This window comes from Xanthomonas fragariae (assembly GCF_900183975.1).
GTDB lineage: Bacteria > Pseudomonadota > Gammaproteobacteria > Xanthomonadales > Xanthomonadaceae > Xanthomonas > Xanthomonas fragariae.
Map to the genome: position 1 here is coordinate 288,711 of NZ_LT853882.1, position 17,703 is coordinate 306,413.

Annotated in this window: 15 protein-coding genes and 1 pseudogene; 5 read left to right on the forward strand and 11 right to left on the reverse strand. The window is 62.8% G+C overall.

The features are described 5' to 3' along the window. Positions 1-58: 58 nt before the first annotated feature. The 4 genes from dnaG to rpsU all read right to left on the reverse strand — a co-directional run bounded on the left by dnaG (position 59) and on the right by rpsU (position 4,356). Positions 59-1,804: a DNA primase gene (gene dnaG, locus PD885_RS01270; RefSeq protein WP_002808381.1), complete on the reverse strand. Its 1,746-nt coding sequence runs from the start codon at positions 1,802-1,804 to the stop codon at positions 59-61. 93 nt (positions 1,805-1,897) lie between these two features. Next, a complete protein-coding gene (locus PD885_RS01275; RefSeq protein WP_002808379.1) occupies positions 1,898-2,851 on the reverse strand; it encodes a YihY/virulence factor BrkB family protein in 954 nt (317 codons plus the stop codon). 580 nt (positions 2,852-3,431) lie between these two features. After that, positions 3,432-3,878, reverse strand: coding sequence for a GatB/YqeY domain-containing protein (locus PD885_RS01280; protein WP_002808377.1), 447 nt, complete (start codon positions 3,876-3,878; stop codon positions 3,432-3,434). Between the two features lie 262 nt (positions 3,879-4,140). Continuing rightward, positions 4,141-4,356, reverse strand: a complete 216-nt coding sequence (gene rpsU / locus PD885_RS01285; protein WP_002808376.1) for a 30S ribosomal protein S21 — start codon at positions 4,354-4,356, stop codon at positions 4,141-4,143. A 279-nt stretch (positions 4,357-4,635) separates the two neighbouring features. Here rpsU and tsaD point away from each other — a divergent pair, with 279 nt between their 5' ends. The 3 genes from tsaD to PD885_RS01300 all read left to right on the forward strand — a co-directional run bounded on the left by tsaD (position 4,636) and on the right by PD885_RS01300 (position 8,510). Then, on the forward strand, positions 4,636-5,700 hold the full coding sequence (gene tsaD / locus PD885_RS01290; RefSeq protein WP_002808340.1) for a tRNA (adenosine(37)-N6)-threonylcarbamoyltransferase complex transferase subunit TsaD: 1,065 nt from the start codon (positions 4,636-4,638) through the stop codon (positions 5,698-5,700). Positions 5,701-5,784: 84 nt separating this feature from the next. Further along, entirely contained in the window at positions 5,785-6,144 is a 360-nt protein-coding gene (gene folB, locus PD885_RS01295; RefSeq protein ID WP_002808339.1) for a dihydroneopterin aldolase, read from the forward strand. Positions 6,145-6,338: 194 nt separating this feature from the next. Then, entirely contained in the window at positions 6,339-8,510 is a 2,172-nt protein-coding gene (locus PD885_RS01300) for a glycoside hydrolase family 3 N-terminal domain-containing protein (protein WP_002808337.1), read from the forward strand. 323 nt (positions 8,511-8,833) lie between these two features. On the opposite strand, the gene PD885_RS01305 is transcribed toward PD885_RS01300, so the two are convergent. After that, positions 8,834-10,009 carry a PQQ-dependent sugar dehydrogenase gene (locus tag PD885_RS01305; protein WP_002808335.1) on the reverse strand — a complete coding sequence of 392 codons (1,176 nt, stop codon included), beginning with the start codon at positions 10,007-10,009 and terminating at the stop codon, positions 8,834-8,836. A 125-nt stretch (positions 10,010-10,134) separates the two neighbouring features. Between PD885_RS01305 and PD885_RS01310 the strand changes: the two are divergent. Further along, positions 10,135-10,408 (forward strand): annotated as a pseudogene (locus PD885_RS01310) (YiaA/YiaB family inner membrane protein); the annotation flags it as partial. A gap of 55 nt (positions 10,409-10,463) precedes the next feature. On the opposite strand, the gene PD885_RS01315 reads toward PD885_RS01310, so the two are convergent. The 6 genes from PD885_RS01315 to PD885_RS01340 form a co-directional block, all read right to left on the reverse strand. Further along, positions 10,464-10,796, reverse strand: coding sequence for a hypothetical protein (locus PD885_RS01315; protein ID WP_002808332.1), 333 nt, complete (start codon positions 10,794-10,796; stop codon positions 10,464-10,466). Positions 10,797-10,979: 183 nt separating this feature from the next. Beyond that, positions 10,980-11,477 carry a hypothetical protein gene (locus PD885_RS01320; protein WP_002808330.1) on the reverse strand — a complete coding sequence of 166 codons (498 nt, stop codon included), beginning with the start codon at positions 11,475-11,477 and terminating at the stop codon, positions 10,980-10,982. 87 nt (positions 11,478-11,564) lie between these two features. Next, complete coding sequence (locus PD885_RS01325; protein WP_002808329.1) at positions 11,565-12,872, reverse strand: APC family permease; 1,308 nt, start codon at positions 12,870-12,872, stop codon at positions 11,565-11,567. Next, a complete protein-coding gene (locus PD885_RS01330) occupies positions 12,869-13,648 on the reverse strand; it encodes a L,D-transpeptidase family protein (protein WP_002808327.1) in 780 nt (259 codons plus the stop codon). Before PD885_RS01330 ends, PD885_RS01325 begins: the two co-directional genes overlap by 4 nt. A gap of 185 nt (positions 13,649-13,833) precedes the next feature. Then, positions 13,834-14,931 (reverse strand): dipeptide epimerase, encoded by a 1,098-nt coding sequence (locus PD885_RS01335; protein WP_002808326.1) that lies wholly within the window; start codon positions 14,929-14,931, stop codon positions 13,834-13,836. Next, positions 14,928-16,337, reverse strand: a complete 1,410-nt coding sequence (locus PD885_RS01340; protein WP_040762625.1) for a C40 family peptidase — start codon at positions 16,335-16,337, stop codon at positions 14,928-14,930. The genes PD885_RS01335 and PD885_RS01340 overlap by 4 nt, the downstream gene beginning before the upstream one ends. Positions 16,338-16,831: 494 nt before the next feature. Between PD885_RS01340 and PD885_RS01345 the strand changes: the two genes are divergently transcribed. Then, positions 16,832-17,638: an N-acetylmuramoyl-L-alanine amidase gene (locus PD885_RS01345; RefSeq protein ID WP_002808324.1), complete on the forward strand. Its 807-nt coding sequence runs from the start codon at positions 16,832-16,834 to the stop codon at positions 17,636-17,638. Positions 17,639-17,703 lie beyond the last annotated feature (65 nt).

Genomic DNA, 17,703 nt, shown 5'->3' on the forward strand with positions numbered 1-17,703 from the left:
GAGGTCCCGGAGCGCGCACGATCAGGCGGTTGGTGCGGGCCATTCTACGACGTGCGGCTTAGAGCGCTGCGAGCGCCTTGAGCAACTCGCGCATTTCATATTTGTCGGTGTTGTCCAGCCCTTGCGAGCGCTGTTTGGCCTGCAGTTCTTCCACGCGCTGACGCAGTAATTGCTTATCAAGTTGGGTAACCACGTCGTGCAACTCCATTGCCCAGCTGTGTTCGTCGCCGGGAAGCGCTTGCGCGGCCAGTTTCTGCAAGGCGGCCTGTTCTGCGCGGTCGGCAAAATGTTCCAGCAGCGCACCGGTGCTGATTTCGGGACGTTGCTGCACAAGATCCAGCAACTCGATCAGCAGTTCCACACCAGGCAGGCGCAGGCCGGCTAGGTCGTGGTGACGGTCTAGGCTAAGCGCCAGCGATGGCTGTTGCAGCAGGATCGCAATGGCGGCGCGCACCAAGCTGCGCTTGGGAACTGCCTCTCGGCCGTTGGTATTGGATGGAAGGCTGCTCTGCCTCTTAGATGCTCCAAAGATATCCTGGCCGGTAAGTTCTTTGATCCGGGTAACCATGATGTCTCTGAAACCACTATCCGGCATCGCCACGATATCGGGTTTGCATTTGTCGAAAAAAGCAGCCTGTCCGGTTCTGCTGGCGAGTTGTGCTCCTTGCAGACGCTGATTGAAATAAAACTCTGAAATAGGGGTTGCCTTTTCAAGGCGTGCATTGAATGCGTCGGGCCCCTGACTTCTGACGATGCTGTCCGGATCCTCGCCATCGGGAAGGAAGAGAAAGAAAGCCTGCTTTTCTTCTCTCATTTTCGGCAGTACCGATTCCAACGCTTTCCACGCTGCAGACCTACCCGCTCTATCGCCGTCAAAGCAAAAATAGACTTTGTGTGCGTTGCGGAACAGCAGTTCGGCATGTTCGGGCGTGGTTGCCGTGCCCAGCGTGGCCACCGCCTGGGTGACGCCGAACTGGAACAGCGAGACCACATCCATGTAGCCCTCAACCACGATCAGCCGCTCGATCTTCTGGTTGGTCTGGCGCACCTGCCACAGGCCATACAACTCGCGGCCCTTGTGGAATAGCGCGGTTTCCGGCGAATTGAGGTACTTAGGCCCCGGGTCGCGGCCGTCGGCCGGCGCGCCCATGATGCGTCCGCCGAAGGCGATCACGCGGCCACGCCGGTCGAAGATCGGGAACATCACCCGGTCGCGGAACTTGTCGTAGACGTGGCCGCGATCGTTCTTGGAAAACAGCCCGGCGCGCTCGAGCACACTCATACGGCGCGCATCGGTGCCGAGCGCGTCCTTCAAGGCGCTGTAGCTATCGGGCGCGTAGCCGATCTGGAAGCGCATGCGGTTGTCGGCATCCACGCCGCGTCCATCCAGGTAGTCGCGGGCGCGTTCGCTGCCCTCGAGCTGGCGCTGGAAGAACTTGGTGGCGGCCTCCAGTGCCGAATACAGCTCGCGGCTGTCGTCCTGCTGTTGGGGCGTGCGTTGCTGGGTCTGTTGCGGAATTTCCATGCCGGCACGCTTGGCCAGCTCGTCGACCGCGTCGAGAAATTCGAGGCGGTCGTAATTCATCAGAAAACTGATCGCGGTGCCATGCGCGCCGCAGCCGAAGCAGTGATAGAACTGCTTGGTCGGCGACACCGTGAACGAGGCCGAGCGCTCGTCGTGGAACGGGCAGCGCGCTGAATATTCCCTGCCCTGGCGCTTAAGCGGCACGCGACCGCCCACCACCTCGACGATGTCGGTGCGTGCGAGCAGTTCGTCGATAAACGCGTCGGGGATGCGGGGCATCCCGCTAGGATATCCCAGCAGCTGGCGCTCGCCTGATTCAGCGCGCTGCTGCGTGTGCGCGGGTCATGCGCCGCAGACTTTGCCAGGCGTAAATCAGCTACGCGTGGGCGTGTCCTGCGTGGCCGACGCGGTAACGACCGGTGCGACCGACCCTTCCAGCACATGCTCCGGATCTACCCCGGCCTCGCGCAGCTTGCGGTGCGAACGCACGCGTTCGTCGATTACCGCGGTCAGCAAGGCGCCGACGAAGAACACCACCGAGGCGTAGTACATCCACACCAGCAAGATAACCAGCGTGCCCATCGAACCATACGCGCTGCCGGGTGCGGCTTCGGCGATATACAGTCCGATGCCGTAACGCCCCAGCGCGAACAACAGTGCAGTGATGAGGCCGCCAATGAAGGCTTGCCGCCAGTTCACGGTGCGATCGGGCAGATAGCGATACAGGAATGCGAACGCGAGCGTATACAGCGCCAGTGTGGTGACGTAGCCCAACGCCGGCAGCACCGATGGCAGCCGTGCGAACACCACTTGCAGCGCGGTGGTGGCGATCATCGACACAATCAGCAAAAAGCCCAGCGCCAGGATCACGCCGAAGGAGAACACGCGCTTCTTCAGCCACGCCATGACGCCTTCCAGGCGCTGCTTGTCGGTGCGGAAGATCAGATTCAGCGCGTTCTGCAACTGCGCGAACACCGCGGTGGCACCAATGAATAGCAGCAACGTGCTCCACAGTCCGGCCAGCGAGCCGACGCCAGGTTGATCGGTGGCATTGCGGATCACGGTATCGGCCACTTCCGCAGCGCTACCACCGGCCAGTTGCGCAATTTGCTGCACCAGTGCTTCCTGCGCAGGCGGATACAGCGAGGCGGTCAGCCACAGCAGCAGCACCAGCAATGGTGCCAATGACAGCAATGCGTAGAACGACAGCGATGCGGCTTGCGTCATCACATCGATCTCGAGAAAACGATTCAGTAGTGCTATCGGCAGGCTGCGCTGCAGGCGGCCGAGATGCTTGTGCAGGTGTTCGGTTGAGAGCTTCGTCACCGGCGATGGAATCCTTGGGCATACCGTCGAGCGCGCAGGTGTCGTTAGGCAAAACCGGTATGCGGAGTGCTTCGCCCGCGCCTGCGCTGGCGGATCCGTTCTAACAGGGCGGGATCGAAGGTCTGGTGAAAGCGTAGCGGTTTGGTGCAATGGTGCGTGGAACGCGTTGCTGCTAATGTAGGTGTGACTGGGTACATCGCTTCGTCCAGCGCTAGTGAGTCGCGGTCGCTGGGTAACGCGATTCATGCGGTGTGGACGATGCCGGATGTCGTGCACGTGTGCCGATCGCACTGGTGTTCAGGGCGGCGAAGCGAAGTGCTTTGTCGAGATTGCTGACTCAACCATTGGCTGACATCGATCGTGAGATCGACAGTTGCTGCAGCACTGCGACATCTTCATACGTTCGCTATTGGCAATGTCGCCCCGCGTCTACTGGACGCGACAACCAAGCAGGATCAAGCAGGCTGCTTCGTTGAAGGACTCACAGCTGGTAAACCACCCCACCGGCGCCACTCAGCCATCGAAGCGCAAGCCTCGCTCTGCCCTGGCCAACTGACGCAGGGCAGTGCGGATGGAGATTTCAGCCCGCCAAGTGCTGCTTGACCAGCGTCGAGACCAAACCCATGTCGGCCTGACCGGCTAGCTTGGGCTTGAGCGCACCCATCAACTTGCCGATGTCAGCCGGGTTGCTTGCTCCGGTTTCGGTGATTGCAGCCTGGATGGCGGCAACGATCTCGGCTTCGCCCATCTTGGCCGGCAGATAGCGCTCGATCACCACGATTTCCTCGCGCTCGATCTGCGCCAGGTCGTCGCGCGCGGCGGCTTCGAACTGGGTCACCGAGTCCTTGCGCTGCTTGACCATCTTGTCGAGCACGGCGATCACGGCGGCATCGTCCATCTCGATGCGCTCGTCCACTTCCTTCTGCTTGATTGCGGCATTGATCAGCCGGATCACGCCCAGGCTGTGCTTGTCGCCGGATTTCATGGCGGCCTTCATGTCGTCGGTGAGCTGCTGCTTTAGGGGCATGCGGTGACTCCTAAGATTTGCATGTTGAATGTATGCCGATACGCTATGGCTGGCAGAGCGCAGCGGCAGGAGATAGAGGGGCGAGCGAGGCGCATGCGGTTGCGACCAAGCTCGGCAGCCACGCAGCTGCGTAGATCGCAAGGACTGGCCTGACCCAGGACCAATACAAAAAGCCGGCAACGCTCGCGCGTGCCGGCTCTTGGGTTCGATCCCGGTGGGCCGCGCCTACAGCGCCTACCCACCGGTAAGGAACCGCATTCGATCAGTACAAGCGCTGGCGCTTGGTGACGTCGCGCGAGGAACGACGCAACTGACGCTTCACTGCAGCGGCAGCCTTACGCTTACGCTCTTGGGTCGGCTTTTCGTAGAACTCGCGCTTGCGGGTCTCGGCCAGCACGCCGGCCTTTTCGCAGGTGCGCTTGAAACGGCGGAGCGCAAATTCGAAGGGCTCGTTCTCGCGGACTTTAACGCTGGGCATGGGTTCTCCAGATAATGGGATTTCCGTCCGGGAGCCCCGGGCGGGTGCGAGCGGACTCGCGTGACGGAGTTTCCGGGTTGCCCCGGCGAGCCGCGCATTATAACGACTTGCCAACGACCTGCAAGCCCCCGGCAAGGTCTACCTCTGCAGGCCTGTAAAAGCGTACGTTTGGGCCCGATTCGACAGCGATCACACGGCGGTGCAGCATATCGCCGCCAGCCGATCGGCGCAGCACAAAAGCTGCGAAAATAGAAGCATGTATCTGACTGCCGAGCTGCCGTGAAAGTCCTTGGGATCGAATCATCGTGCGATGAGACCGGCGTGGCGGTCTACGACACCGCACTGTCAGGCGTGCCGGCGCTGCGCGCCCACGCGGTCTACAGCCAGATCGCGTTGCATGCCGAATACGGTGGGGTGGTGCCGGAACTGGCCAGCCGCGACCATGTGCGCAAGCTACTGCCGCTGATCCGCCAGACCCTGGGCGAGGCCGGGCTGCGCATCGACGAACTCGATGGCGTGGCCTACACCGCCGGTCCGGGCCTGGTTGGCGCACTGCTTGTTGGTGCTGGCGTGGCGCGCTCGCTGGCCTGGGCGCTGGACGTGCCGGCGATCGGCGTGCATCACATGGAAGGCCATCTGCTGGCGCCGTTGATGGAAGACGACCCGCCGCAGCTGCCGTTCGTGGCGCTGCTGGTCTCCGGCGGGCATACCCAATTGGTGTCGGTGAAGGCGCTGGGCCGCTATGAAGTGTTGGGCGAGACCCTGGACGACGCGGCTGGCGAGGCCTTCGACAAGACTGCCAAGATGATGGGCTTGCCGTACCCGGGTGGGCCGCAGCTGGCAGCGTTGGCTGAAACCGGCACGCCGGAACGCTATAAATTCGCGCGACCGATGACCGACCGGCCAGGGCTGGATTTCAGTTTCAGCGGGCTCAAGACGCAGGTGCTGCTGGCTTGGCGCGCCAGCGACCAAACCGACACCGTACGGGCGGACATCGCGCGAGGTTTCGAGGACGCGGTGGTAGAGACGCTGGCGATCAAATGCCTGCGCGCTCTGGATGCGGCCGACTGCAACACCCTGGTGGTGGCCGGCGGCGTGGGCGCCAACAAGCGCCTGCGCGCGCGCCTGCAGGAAGCCGCGCAGCGACGCGGCGGCCGGGTCTGCTTCCCGCGCCCGGCCTTGTGCACTGACAACGGCGCAATGATCGCCTTCGCCGGTGCGCTACGGCTGGAGGCCGGCGAGCGTGCCGATGCCGCGGTGCATGTGACGCCGCGCTGGGATATGGCTAGCTTGCCGCTGCTGGCGAAGGGGCGGGTATCGGGAGCGGGGAATCGCCAATCGTAAGAGCGTCACTCCGATCCCGTCCGCGCTGCTGTGCTGTTTCTTGTGTTTCTCACCATTTCCTATTCCCCATTGCCGATTTTCCCCATGGACAAAGTCTTCATTGAAGGTCTCGAAATTGATGCGCTGATCGGCATCTACGACTGGGAGCGGCGTATCCGCCAGACCCTGCGGTTCGACCTGGAGATGGGTTTCGACAACCGAATTGCGGCGGCTAGTGACGACATCGCCGATACGCTGAACTACAAGGCGGTGAGCAAGCGGCTGATCGAATTCGTGCAGGCCTCGGACTTCGGGCTGGTCGAGACCCTGGCCGAGCGCTGCGCGGCGATCGTGCTGGACGAGTTCCAGGTGCACTGGCTGCGGTTGAAGCTGAGCAAGCCGGGCGCGGTGCGCGGCGCGCAGGCGGTGGGCGTAATCATCGAGCGCGAGCGTGGATCAATATAGACGTCAGGTGTACGCCTGCAACAGGACGTAGGTGTTGTGTTGGACCTTGGTGATCCGTGAGGCGAGGCCAAAACATAGTCAGACCCGGCTCTACGACTCCCCCCCAGTCCCGCGTCCCGACTCCCGAAACTTGTATCCTCGCGGTCGCGTCAAGCTAGAATTGTTGGGTATGTAAACGTTTTCTCAAGGATCTCATGGCTGCTGATCGCATCGAAACCCTGATTGCCCGGATGACCGTCGAAGAGAAGGTCGGACAGTTGGGTGTATTCGCCGACATGGTGCGGCCGTTCGCGCCGGACGTGAATCCCGAAGCAAACGTGCTCAACGCCGACGAGGTATTGCAGCAGGTGCGGCAGGGCCGTGTCGGCTCGCTGTTCAATGGCGTCGGCGCCGCGCTGGGCATGCAGATCCAGAAAGTGGCGGTGGAAGAAAGCCGCTTGGGCATCCCGGTGATCCTGGCGGCCGACGTGATCCACGGCATGCGCACGGTGTTCCCGATTCCGCTGGGCGAGGCGGCCAGCTTCGAGCCTGAACTGGCCGAGCGCACTGCACGCGCCACCGCGATCGAGGCCACCGCCGCCGGCTTGCATTGGACTTACGCACCAGCGGTGGATATCGCCCGAGATCAGCGCTGGGGCCGTGGGGCGGAAGGCGCTGGCGAGGACGTATTGCTGGGTGCAGCGTTTGCTGCTGCCCGCGTGCGTGGCTTCCAGGGCGCCGACCTGAAGGCATACGATTCGCTGCTGGCCACTCCGAAGCATTTCGCCGCGTATGGCGCAGTCGCGGCGGGAATGGAATACAACACCGTCGACATTGCGCCGCAGACCTTGCGTGATGTGCATCTGCCGCCGTTCAAGGCCGCCTTCGATGCCGGCGCGTTAACCGTGATGTCCTCGTTCAACGATATCAATGGCGTGCCGGCCAGCGCCAACCATGAGCTGCTCACCGAGATTCTGCGCGGCGAATGGCAGTTCCCCGGTGTGGTGATTTCCGACTACACCGCCGACATGGAATTGATCGCGCACGGCTACGCGGCCGACGAGCGCGACGCGACCAAAAAGGCGTTTCTGGCCGGGCTGGATCTGAGCATGCAGAGCGGTTTCTATGCCGCGCATCTGCCATCGCTGGTGGAAAGCGGCGAGGTGCCGATGGCCACGCTGGATGCCAGCGTGCGCCGCATGTTGCAGCTGAAAGAGGCGATTGGGTTGTTCGACAATCCGTATCGCTCGCTGGATCCGGCCCGCGAAGCCGATGCCACGCATCTGCCGGCGCACGATGCGTTGTCGCGCGACGCAGCGCGGCGTTCGATCGTGTTGTTGAAGAATGAAGGCGCGATATTGCCGTTGAAGAAGAGCGGGCAACAGATCGCATTGATCGGCCCGTTCGTGCAGGACCGCGAGAACATCGAGGGGTGCTGGACGCTATTCGGCGATAAGAAGCGTTACGTAACCCTGGAGCAGGGTGTGCGTGCGGTGGTCGGTACCGAGAATCTGAGCGTGGTGCCGGGCTGTGGCGTGGAAGAAGCGCTGCGGGGTGGCATTTCCGCTGCCGTCGATGCCGCGCAGGCTGCCGACGTAGTGGTATTGGCGCTCGGCGAGCCGCAGCGTTTCAGTGGCGAGGCGCAGTCGCGCACCGAGATCACCTTGCCGCTGGCGCAGCAGGCGCTGGCCGAAGCCGTTGCAGCGACCGGCACCCCGATCGTGGTGTTGCTGCGCAACGGGCGGGCGCTGGCATTGAACGGTGCGGTGCGCGATGCCGATGCGATTGCGGTGACCTGGTATCTGGGCACGCAGACCGGCACCGGCGTGGCCGATGTGTTGTTCGGCGACTACAACCCGTCTGCGCGTTTGCCGATCAGCTTCCCGCAGGTGACCGGGCAGCAGCCATATTTCTACAACCATTTGCGCACCGGTCGCCCGGAATTGCCGACACTGGCCGAATACAAGGCGCGCTGGCGCGAAATGCCCAACGAGCCGCTTTACCCATTCGGCTATGGTTTGAGCTACACAACGTTTGCCTACGCGCAGCCGCAACTGAGCACTGCCCAACTCGGCTGGGACGACACGCTGGCGATCACCACCCGCGTGACCAATACCGGCAGCGTTGCAGGTGAAGAAGTGGTGCAGCTGTACGTGCACGATCGCGTGGCCAGCCGTGTGCGTCCAGTGCGCGAACTCAAGGGCTTCCGTAAGGTGTTGTTGCAGCCGGGCGAGAGTATGGATGTCGTGTTTACCTTGGCGCGCGATGCACTAGCCTTTACCAACCACAAGGGTGTGTTCGGCGCCGAGCCGGGTCTGTTTGACGTATGGGTCTGTGCTTCGGCCAAGAGCGGCGACGCGGTGGCGTTCGAGTTATTGGAAGGCTGAGCGTTGGTGGGCGTCTGCTCACCAGTTCGAAGCGCACGACGCGATCGACTGATCAACAGGCGCTGCGTAGTGCGCAGAGGTTGATCGGTGGTTCTGAGGGCCCGGGACTACAGCTGCGAACGCTGTGCAAACACATGGGCCCGGAGTACTGCAGCCGCCTGCAAGCGATAGATTTTTATCGCAACCATCGCCAGCGAGCGTGTAGCGATGATTCCAATCAGTGACTCGGTGCTGCTACTCAGTGCAGCACCGGTTGGTGCGGTGATCCGAGACGGCGAACAACAGGTAGTTGTGTTGTCGTCGCATTCGGGTGATGCATCGACTCAAGCGTCGTTCTCGGCCGCCTTGTTCCTGGGCGTCAACTTGAGCAGGCGCCCGGTACTGCCGCTGGCCTCGTCTTCCAGCAGCCACAGCGCGCCGTCCGGGCCTTGCTCCACTTCACGGATGCGCGCACCCATGTCGTAGCGGGCCACTTCGCGTGGCTGATCGCCGAGCGAAACCTGCACCAGCGCCATCGACGACAGACCACCGATGAAGCCATTGCCGCGCCACGCCGGGAACTGCGTGCCGTTGTAGATCACAAAGCCGGCAGGCGAAATTACCGGCGTCCAGCTGATCTTGGGCGCAGCGAATTCCGGGCGGGTGGTGTGGTCGGGGATCGGCGTGCCGTCGTAATGATCGCCGTTGGACACGATCGGATAGCCGTAGTTGGCGCCACGCTGGATCAGATTAAGCTCATCGCCACCGGCGGGGCCCATCTCGTGTTCCCACAAGCGGCCCTTGTTGTCGAACGCAATGCCCAGAATATTGCGATGACCCAGCGACCACACCTGCGCGGCGACGCCGCCTTGCGCGGTAAACGGGTTGTCAGCTGGCACGCTGCCGTCGTCGTTGAGACGGATCAGCTTGCCGAGGTTTGCCTTCATGTCCTGGGCGGGATCGAACTTCTGCCGTTCGCTAGAGCTGATCCACAGCTTGCCTGCCTGATCGAAGGCGAGCCGATGCCCGAAGTGGCCATTGCCGGTGACCTTGGGCTCCTGGCGCCAGATCACCTTGAGATCCGACAAGGTGCCGCCGCCGGTCGCATCCAGGGTGAGCTTGGCGCGTGCCACGGCGGCTCCGCTGGTATCGCCCTGGCCCGGCTCGGCGTAGCTCACATAAACCAGGCGGTTCTGGGCAAAGCGCGGGTGCGTGAGCACATCGCCAAAACCGCCCTGGCCGCCGTAGGCCACGGCCGGCACGCTGGTGATGGCACTCTGGCGCTTGGTCTTGGGGTCCAGGCGCATCAATGCGCCCCGTTTTTCGCTGACCAGCAGCGTGCCATCGGGCAAAAAAGTCATTGCCCAGGGTTCTTCGAAATCGGCAATGGTGGTGGCCTGAAACGGCCACTGCGCCTTGGGAATGGAGGCCGCTGGGGCCCCAGCAGACGCGGCGATTGCAGCGCTTGCGGTGAGCAGGGCGGCCGAGCACGCCAGTGCACGCAGACGTCGGATAGACATGAGGTTCTCCAGAGGATAGGGCGTGGTTGCGCTGCAGCCTTTCGGCAACGTGTCCCGCGTCGGGTTCAAGTGCCTTGCACGACGCCGTGCAGGTCGCCCTGGTTGCGGATCACTCTCTGCAAGACGCCCGCGTCTCACTGCAAAAGAGCGTGCGTGACCGCGTGGACGGTATTCCGGTGACCGGGTTGTATTACGCCATTTTCTGGTTCTCGCTGATCATTGCGCTGGTGCTATTGGCCATCGGGTTGATCAACGCGACCTTGTTGCTGCAAAAGTTTCTACGCAATGGCATATGCACTGAGCCTGTTGGATGGCGTTGCGGTGCAGAAGAACATTCGCGCTGTGATGGATGTGGATGCGTCCGCGCGTTCGCGCTCGGCGCCGCCTGCATTGGATTGACGCGCCAAGCATACGCCGATGCGACAACGGCACCTTGACGGTGGCGTTGTGGTTTTCAGGGTCTGGACTTCTCATCGCCAGTGACGAAATCGGGCGCATTTTCCCACGCACGACGCACGGCATGGCGTGCCTTGCTCCAACTCAATGACGAAGAGCCGCGGTTGGTTTCCCAGTCCTTGTGCAAATCCGCTTCTATCTGGTCGTAGGCGAGTGCGACTTCGCGCATGCGTGCTTCGTGTCCCGCGAGATAAGCAGGCTCGTAATCTTCGTAGCGATCGCCGTCGGTGTAATACGGCTCTTCGGTAAAGCGTTCGCGCCAGTAGTTCGACACGTTCTGATTTCTGCTTTCATCCGGGGCGCGGCCAGGAATCTGATACGGCACGCTCATGCTCGTCTCCGTGGTGTATGTGCAATCTACCGTAGGCGGGCCGGTGTTAAATTCATTGCCAAGACGGGTGAGGACAGCATCAACGCGGCTGGTCGAAATGGCGCGTGGTCTGCAGCAATTGCGGGCCAACGATATCGATGCTGCGTTCCACAGAGCGCCTTGCATCGGTGCGTTATTAACGTATCAGGTAGCCGCAGACGCCGCGTCGTAGGGCAGCTGTGTTGCACCTGCAGCAACCACTGTGGATTGCGCAGTCTGCAACGATGCTTGATCCGCATCGATGATCACCAAGACGCGCCCGGCCTGGATTTCGTCTTCGAATAGACGTCGCACCGGATCAGGCACGGTTGCGCCAATCAGCGCCGAGGACCAGGCGCCGACCAACGCACCGGCCAGTGCCATGACGCCGGCGCCAGCCAACGTCAGCCCAATCGACGGCACTGCGATCGCCACCAGGCCTGCGATCAGGCCGGCGGCACCACCTGTGGCAGCACCGCGTGCGGCAGCGGGGAAAAAGTCGGTCTTGGCGTTTTTGCGTTCGTCGGGCATATCTTGCAACTCGATATCCGAGCGAGCGATCAGCGACAGCGCATCGTTGTCGATGCCTGAACTGCGCGCGGCTTGCAGCACACGTTGCGCGCTCTCGAGATCGGATGTGCTGTAGACATGGCGCAGTTTCATCGCAAGCTCCCATGGAGGTGAGAGCCGCAGCGTTGGGCGTGCGCGGTTAGGCGTGCGTGAGCGCTGCGCGAGGGTGTTGCGAAACCACTACGCGACCTTACGCGGGAACAGATAGAAAGCCCCGCCGACCAGTAACGCCACGCCTGCAGCGGCCAGATTCTGCCAGCTGGCACTGGCCAGCAAGCCGAGCGAGAGCAGCAGCGCAGCGATGGGGATGGCGGGGCCTCCGGGCAGGCGCAAGGTCTCGGCGCGTTGCCGATACCGGCGCGCTAGCACGATCACCGCAGCTGCCGTGCCGATGTAGGCAAACAGGCGCGTGACCATCGACAGCAGCGCCAGTTGCGTAAACGAGCCCGACAACGCCAATGCAAGCGACAGCACGCCTTGGGTGAGGACCGCCGCTGCAGGCGTGTGGAAGCGCGGATGCACGCGTGCCAGAAACGCCGGGCCATAGCCATCCTGAGCCAGCGCGAACAAAAGACGTGGGCCGAGCATCACGGTATTGCTGGTGGTGCCAAGAATGGAAATGGTGGCGCCAACAGTGAGGATCAGCGCCAGCGCTTCGCCACCAAAGCGGCTAGCGGCATCGGCCAATGGCGTGGGCGAGGCGGCAAGATTCGGCAGCGTGCCTTGCGCAACGATCTGCACCGCGGCGTAGATCATAGTCACGGTGATGATCATGGTGATCAGCGCGAACGGCACATCGCGACGCGGGTTGCGGTATTCGCCTGCGGCCGCGGGAATGTTTTCGAAACCGGCGTAGGCGAACAGCAACAACAAGGCGGCTTCGCCGAGATTGCCAAGGTTGCGCAGGTCTGGCGTGGTGCCGGCAAAGGCCCATGACCAATCGACATAAAACGCACCGATCGCCACGAACAACAGCAACGGCACCAGCTTGCCGATCACCAGCGCAATGCCGGTACGCGCGGCCGACTTCATCCCGATCACGTTGATGGCGGTCAGCAACCCCAACGCGCCGACCACCACTAGCAGACTTGCCCATTGATCGGTGGCTGCGGTCGGCCAGAACCGCGCCACCGCATCGGCCAGCCCGTTGCTTAATGCAGCTGCCGAACTGATGCGCGTAAGCCAGATCATCCAGCCGGTCTGAAAACCCACAAACGGGCCGAATGCTTCGCGCGTATAGAGGTAGCTGCCGCCGGGCGTGTCGAAATAGCTCGCCGCCTGTGCGTAGCACAGCACTAACAGAGCCACCGCCAGGCCAGCCAGCATCACCGCCCACAAACTCATCGGCCCCAACAGTGCGGCGGTGGCGGCCGGAAGCAGATAGATGCCGCTGCCGATCACATCGTTGATCGATAACCCGACGATCTGCCAACGGCTGACGACGCGGACCGGCCCGGACGCATCGCGCGGAGCAGTTGGCGTACTCATGGTGCAGCCTCCGCCAATACCGGCAATTGCCACTCTGTTTGCAGGCGCGCATATTCGGCGCGCGGCAACAGCACCAACAGCGGGTTGTCATCGGGCTTCAACCACGCAATCAGGCGCCGCATGTCGGCCGGTGCCATTGCGGTGCAACCAGAGGTCGACTGCCCTGGCGTAAGCCACAGGTGCGCGAAGATGCAGCTGCCGCGGCCGGGAATGGCCTTGGGGTTGTGCGCGATGACAAAACCTTCGCTGTAGCGCGCACCGCTGCGATGGTGCAGATCCGGGCGCATCGGTTCGGTCGAACCAGCCACTGCGGCCTCGCCGACCTGCGCGGCATCGACAATGCGGTTGTACAGCGGCGAGCTGGGCACGTCCATGCAGTAGTTGGTGGCGCTCATCGCCTGATACGGCATCGCGCTCTCGATCCTCGGCGCATCGCCGAAGGCCGTGCCGATGGCGAACACGCCGGCCGGGCTGCGGCCGTCGCCCTCGCGCTTCTGCGGGCCTTGCGTTTGCGCCGGATGCAGGCCCTCGCCCCAGGCGCTGCCATGGCGACCAAGTGCGACTGCAAACCCCGGTACGGCGGCCGGTTGCCACTGGCCGTCCACATGCGTGAACGTCTGCAGGCGGGCCTGGGTGCTGTTCCAATCCGGTGTGGTCACCACGATCAGGGCGCGTGCTTGATGCAATGCATCGATTGGCGCGGCCGCGCATGCGAGGCTGATAAAGCTCGCCAGCGTCAGCAGCGCGACGGATCGAAACGGGATGGCAAGGCGCATGCAGGCTCCGGAGGAAGGGGCGAGCTGGGATAAGCCCGCGTCTGATCAGTAGATGATGCGCAACGATGAGGCCGTGCGCCTACAACGTGTCATGCGCAAACACTCGGCCCCTACTGTACCCAGCAATGCGCGCGCATGCCGCATGCGCTCTGTGCTGTTTGTACGCATGCCTGCAGCAGCGGTACTCAGCCCGGCAGCAACTCGAGCCCGCGGATGCGGCCGATACCCAGCCCCGGCGAATCGTCGATGTGGATCTGCGCCGCATTGAAGTGCACGCCGCCGTCGGTGGGATCGAACTGCCCGAGCGCCGGCGCATCCAGATCCGCCAGGGTGATGCTGTCGGCCTTGGCCACCGCCAGATGCACCGCCGCGGCCACACTGACGCTGGATTCGATCATGCAGCCGATCATGCACGGCACCCCGTACAACGCCGCGACATCTGCAACACGGATCGCGTTGGACAGCCCGCCGGTCTTCATCAATTTGATGTTGACGATATCGGCGGCGCGGCGCTGGATGAGGTCGATCACCTGTGTTGGCGAGAACACGCTTTCGTCGGCCATCACCGGGGTGTCGATGCGTGCGGTGACGAAGGCGAGCCCGTCGATGTCGGCGGCCCTGACCGGTTGCTCCAGCAGTTCCAATACGATGCCGGCGTCTTCGAGCGTGCGCATAGTGCGTATCGCCTGCTTGGGCGTCCAGCCCTGGTTGGCATCCAGTCGCAGCGATGCGCTTCCGTCGACCGCTGCATGGATTGCCTTGACGCGTTCGACATCCGAGCCGGGGTCCTTGCCGACTTTGATCTTCAGCGATCGATAGCCGCGTGCAAGCGCCGACTGCGCCTGTGCGACCATGGTGTCGATGGCATCGACGCTGATAGTGATATCGGTGGTGATGTGTGGCGTGCCGCCACCGAGCAGCTGATACAGCGGCGCACCGAAGGCCTGGGCCCACAGGTCGTACAGCGCGATTTCCACTGCGGCCTTGGCGCTGGTATTGCGTTCCAGCGCGTGTTGCACGAGCCCGCATAGCCGATTGAGATCGGCCACGTCCTGGCCGATCAACTGTGGGCCGATGCAGTGTTGGATCGCGGCAATGATGCTGCCATGCGTATCGCCGGTGATCGGTGCAGTGGCCGGTGCCGCGCCATAACCGATGTGGCTGCCGTCGGTCTGCAACAGCACCACCACATCTTCGATCGCGTGCACGCTGCGCACTGCAGTGTTGAACGGGGTCTTCAATGGCACGCGCAGCATGCCGAGTCGGAAGCTGGTGATCTTCATGGGGATCCAATCGGTACGATGCGATGGATGCCGGTGATGTTGTCGATGAACGGTGTGCCGTCGCTGGCGAGCAATGGCAGCAGCGGCGTGACCGATACGCCATTCAAACGCGCGCGCTGCACACTACCGTCGGCGGCGCGGTAATTGGCGCCGGCCACATCATGGATCACCCACGGCGCGCCGCGCTCGTGACCGATGACCAGCATCACGTGACCGGGGAGATAGATCAGGTCGCCGATCTGCACCTGTGCGAGCTGTTGCAAGCGCTGTGGCATCGGTGCGCGTACGTCGAACGGCACCCTGCGCAGCACCGGGCTGCGCGCCTGATCGCCGGTATTGCGTGGCAATACGATGCCCAGGCTACGGTAGACATCCAGCACGAAGCCGCTGCAGTCGCGCGCGTCGTAATCGTTGCCCCAGCCATAGCGCTCGCCAAGGAATTTAAAGGCTTGTCGTAGGAGTGCAGCATCGCTGGCCGGCAATGGGCCAATGCGCACATCGGCGGCGCGCGGAATCAATGCCGGTACCAGCTGTAAGCGCCCATCGGCGATGCGCAGCGGCAGTTGCACTACATAGGCAGCAAGCGGCAACTGTCCGTGGACCGGCTGCTGCGGTGGCCAGTCGCTGAGCAACGGCAGGTTGGTGCCCATGTCCAGCGTGAGAGCGGAACCGGCAGGCAGTTCAGGCGTGTAGGCAGTCTGCACGTGGGCACCGGTGACGATCATGCGTGAGCCGCGTTGCGCGTAGTCCAGCACCTCGGCGCGGCTGCCTTCGGCAATCTGATCGGTAGCGACCCATGCCGCGTAATTGGCGGCGAGTACGAACTGCCATGCGCCATCGGCACTGCCGTGCAACACGGCAACAGGTGTGCCGGGATAGAGCGCCGATTCCTGAAAGCGGTCAATATCGTGGTCATCGGTGCTGGTGAATACCCGCTGCGAGGTTGGGAAGGTGCGTAACGCGGCGCGCTTCACCACCAATGCAAAGCGCGGTGTTACCTGATCGGGAAGCGCATCCAGCGCCAACGCGTTGCGCAGTGCTTCCAAACGCGTCGCAGCGATGGCGTTTCCATTCGCGTCGTACAGCGCCCGCATCGGCGTGGCCGATAGCGCCTGGATGCGTGCGCGCACATCGGCAGCTGGCAGTGTCTCAGGCAACTGCCACAGATCGTGCATGGAGGCATCGTCGCGCATCAAATGCGTATTGAAGCCGGCAATCTGCATGGCGTTCATGCGCGGCGTTTGTGCTGTGCGACTGCGTTGGATCCAGTAATCGGGTGTTAGCTGCGCGTCACCGATCACAAACGGAGCCATTTGCTGCACTGGGGTGTAGCGGGTTGCCGCAGCGGCAATGCAGGGCGCGGCGACGACCAGCAGCAACGTCAGCAAATGGCGCGACAGTGGCATGAACAAGGCTCTTGAAGGATGCAACGACCGACAACCGATGAAGCACTGCGCGATGTGCGAATGCCCAGCATCGACACCTGCCAACAGCGCGCACGGCTGGCAGTATATCGTGGACATGCCGATGCCGATGCCGATGCCGATGCCGTGGCGCGCGCCGTCGGGCGATGGCGCAGTGGCGCGATTCCACACGTCGCGCTCGCGTCGCCATGCCTGCTCTTGGCCGGGAACCGACTGCAGGGTTTATTGCAGGCGTTGGCACTACATTCGTACGCGCTTTGCCTGAGGGAATCTATGACATGTCACGAAAACCATGCGACGTGCAGGATGCTCGGTAAAGATGGCATCGTCAGCAACCCAGCTGCATGCCCCTGGACCCCGCTGCGCCTGATGGCGCCTACTGTGGCCTACTTAGCAGATAATAGGTGCTTGTCATCCGGTGTCCATTCGGGACCGAAGCACGGTGCATGCCATTGTCATTTGACCAGGAGAAATCGATGTTATCCACTTCCAACCTGATGTCACCGGTCTGGCTGCGGCCCGCCTTGTGCATGGTCTTGCTGTCACTGGGTGCCTGCGCACATGCACCACAGCGCAATCCGCTCGCTCAATGGGTGCCGTCGCCCAATTACGATGCGCGACGGCCGATCCTGATCGTGCTGCACTTCACCGGCCAACACTCGGTGCAGCAGAGCCTGAACACATTGCGCGGGCGCAATAGCGGTGGTCCGGTCAGTGCGCACTATTTGATTGGCGAAGATGGGAAGCGCTACCAATTGGTCAGCGATGAGCAACGCGCCTGGCATGGCGGCGCCGGCCGCTGGGGCACTATCACCGACGTCAACTCCGCCTCGATCGGCATCGAGCTGGACAACGACGGCAGAGAGGCATTTGCGCCGGCGCAGATCGACAGCCTGCTGCTATTGTTGGAAGACCTGTGCACGCGTCTGCGCATCCCGCGCACGCAGATCGTCGGCCATGAAGACTTCGCGCCGACACGCAAGGACGACCCTGGCCCGTTATTCCCCTGGAAGCGTCTGGCTGACGCCGGATTCGGCCGCTGGCCTGCCGCCGACACCCCAGCCGCTCCGGCAGATTTCGACCCCTGGCAGGCGCTGGCCCTGGTCGGCTACAGCCTTGACGATCCCGCCGCCACGCTGCGGGCTTTTTATCATCACTATCGTGGGAACGATACACGCACCTTCGATGCGGAAGATTTGCGCATCCTCTACGCGCTGACCGGACGGCTGCGGCCACCGAGTTTGCCCGATGCCGTCGAGCCGCTTGAGGGCGACAGCCGATAAGTGCATCGTGATCGGATAAAAGCCGCGTATTGCTGACACTAGGGTGTGGAGCTCGTTGCGTAGCG

Coding starts and splice junctions, on each gene's coding strand:
- dnaG (WP_002808381.1), bottom strand. CDS start 1,804: ATGCCCCGCATCCCCGACGCGTTTATCGACGAACTGCTCGCACGCACC.
- PD885_RS01345 (WP_002808324.1), top strand. CDS start 16,832: ATGTTATCCACTTCCAACCTGATGTCACCGGTCTGGCTGCGGCCCGCC.
- PD885_RS01280 (WP_002808377.1), bottom strand. CDS start 3,878: ATGCCCCTAAAGCAGCAGCTCACCGACGACATGAAGGCCGCCATGAAA.
- folB (WP_002808339.1), top strand. CDS start 5,785: ATGGACAAAGTCTTCATTGAAGGTCTCGAAATTGATGCGCTGATCGGC.
- PD885_RS01335 (WP_002808326.1), bottom strand. CDS start 14,931: ATGAAGATCACCAGCTTCCGACTCGGCATGCTGCGCGTGCCATTGAAG.
- PD885_RS01305 (WP_002808335.1), bottom strand. CDS start 10,009: ATGTCTATCCGACGTCTGCGTGCACTGGCGTGCTCGGCCGCCCTGCTC.
- PD885_RS01330 (WP_002808327.1), bottom strand. CDS start 13,648: ATGCGCCTTGCCATCCCGTTTCGATCCGTCGCGCTGCTGACGCTGGCG.
- rpsU (WP_002808376.1), bottom strand. CDS start 4,356: ATGCCCAGCGTTAAAGTCCGCGAGAACGAGCCCTTCGAATTTGCGCTC.
- PD885_RS01320 (WP_002808330.1), bottom strand. CDS start 11,477: ATGAAACTGCGCCATGTCTACAGCACATCCGATCTCGAGAGCGCGCAA.
- PD885_RS01340 (WP_040762625.1), bottom strand. CDS start 16,337: ATGCCACTGTCGCGCCATTTGCTGACGTTGCTGCTGGTCGTCGCCGCG.
- PD885_RS01315 (WP_002808332.1), bottom strand. CDS start 10,796: ATGAGCGTGCCGTATCAGATTCCTGGCCGCGCCCCGGATGAAAGCAGA.
- PD885_RS01300 (WP_002808337.1), top strand. CDS start 6,339: ATGGCTGCTGATCGCATCGAAACCCTGATTGCCCGGATGACCGTCGAA.
- PD885_RS01325 (WP_002808329.1), bottom strand. CDS start 12,872: ATGAGTACGCCAACTGCTCCGCGCGATGCGTCCGGGCCGGTCCGCGTC.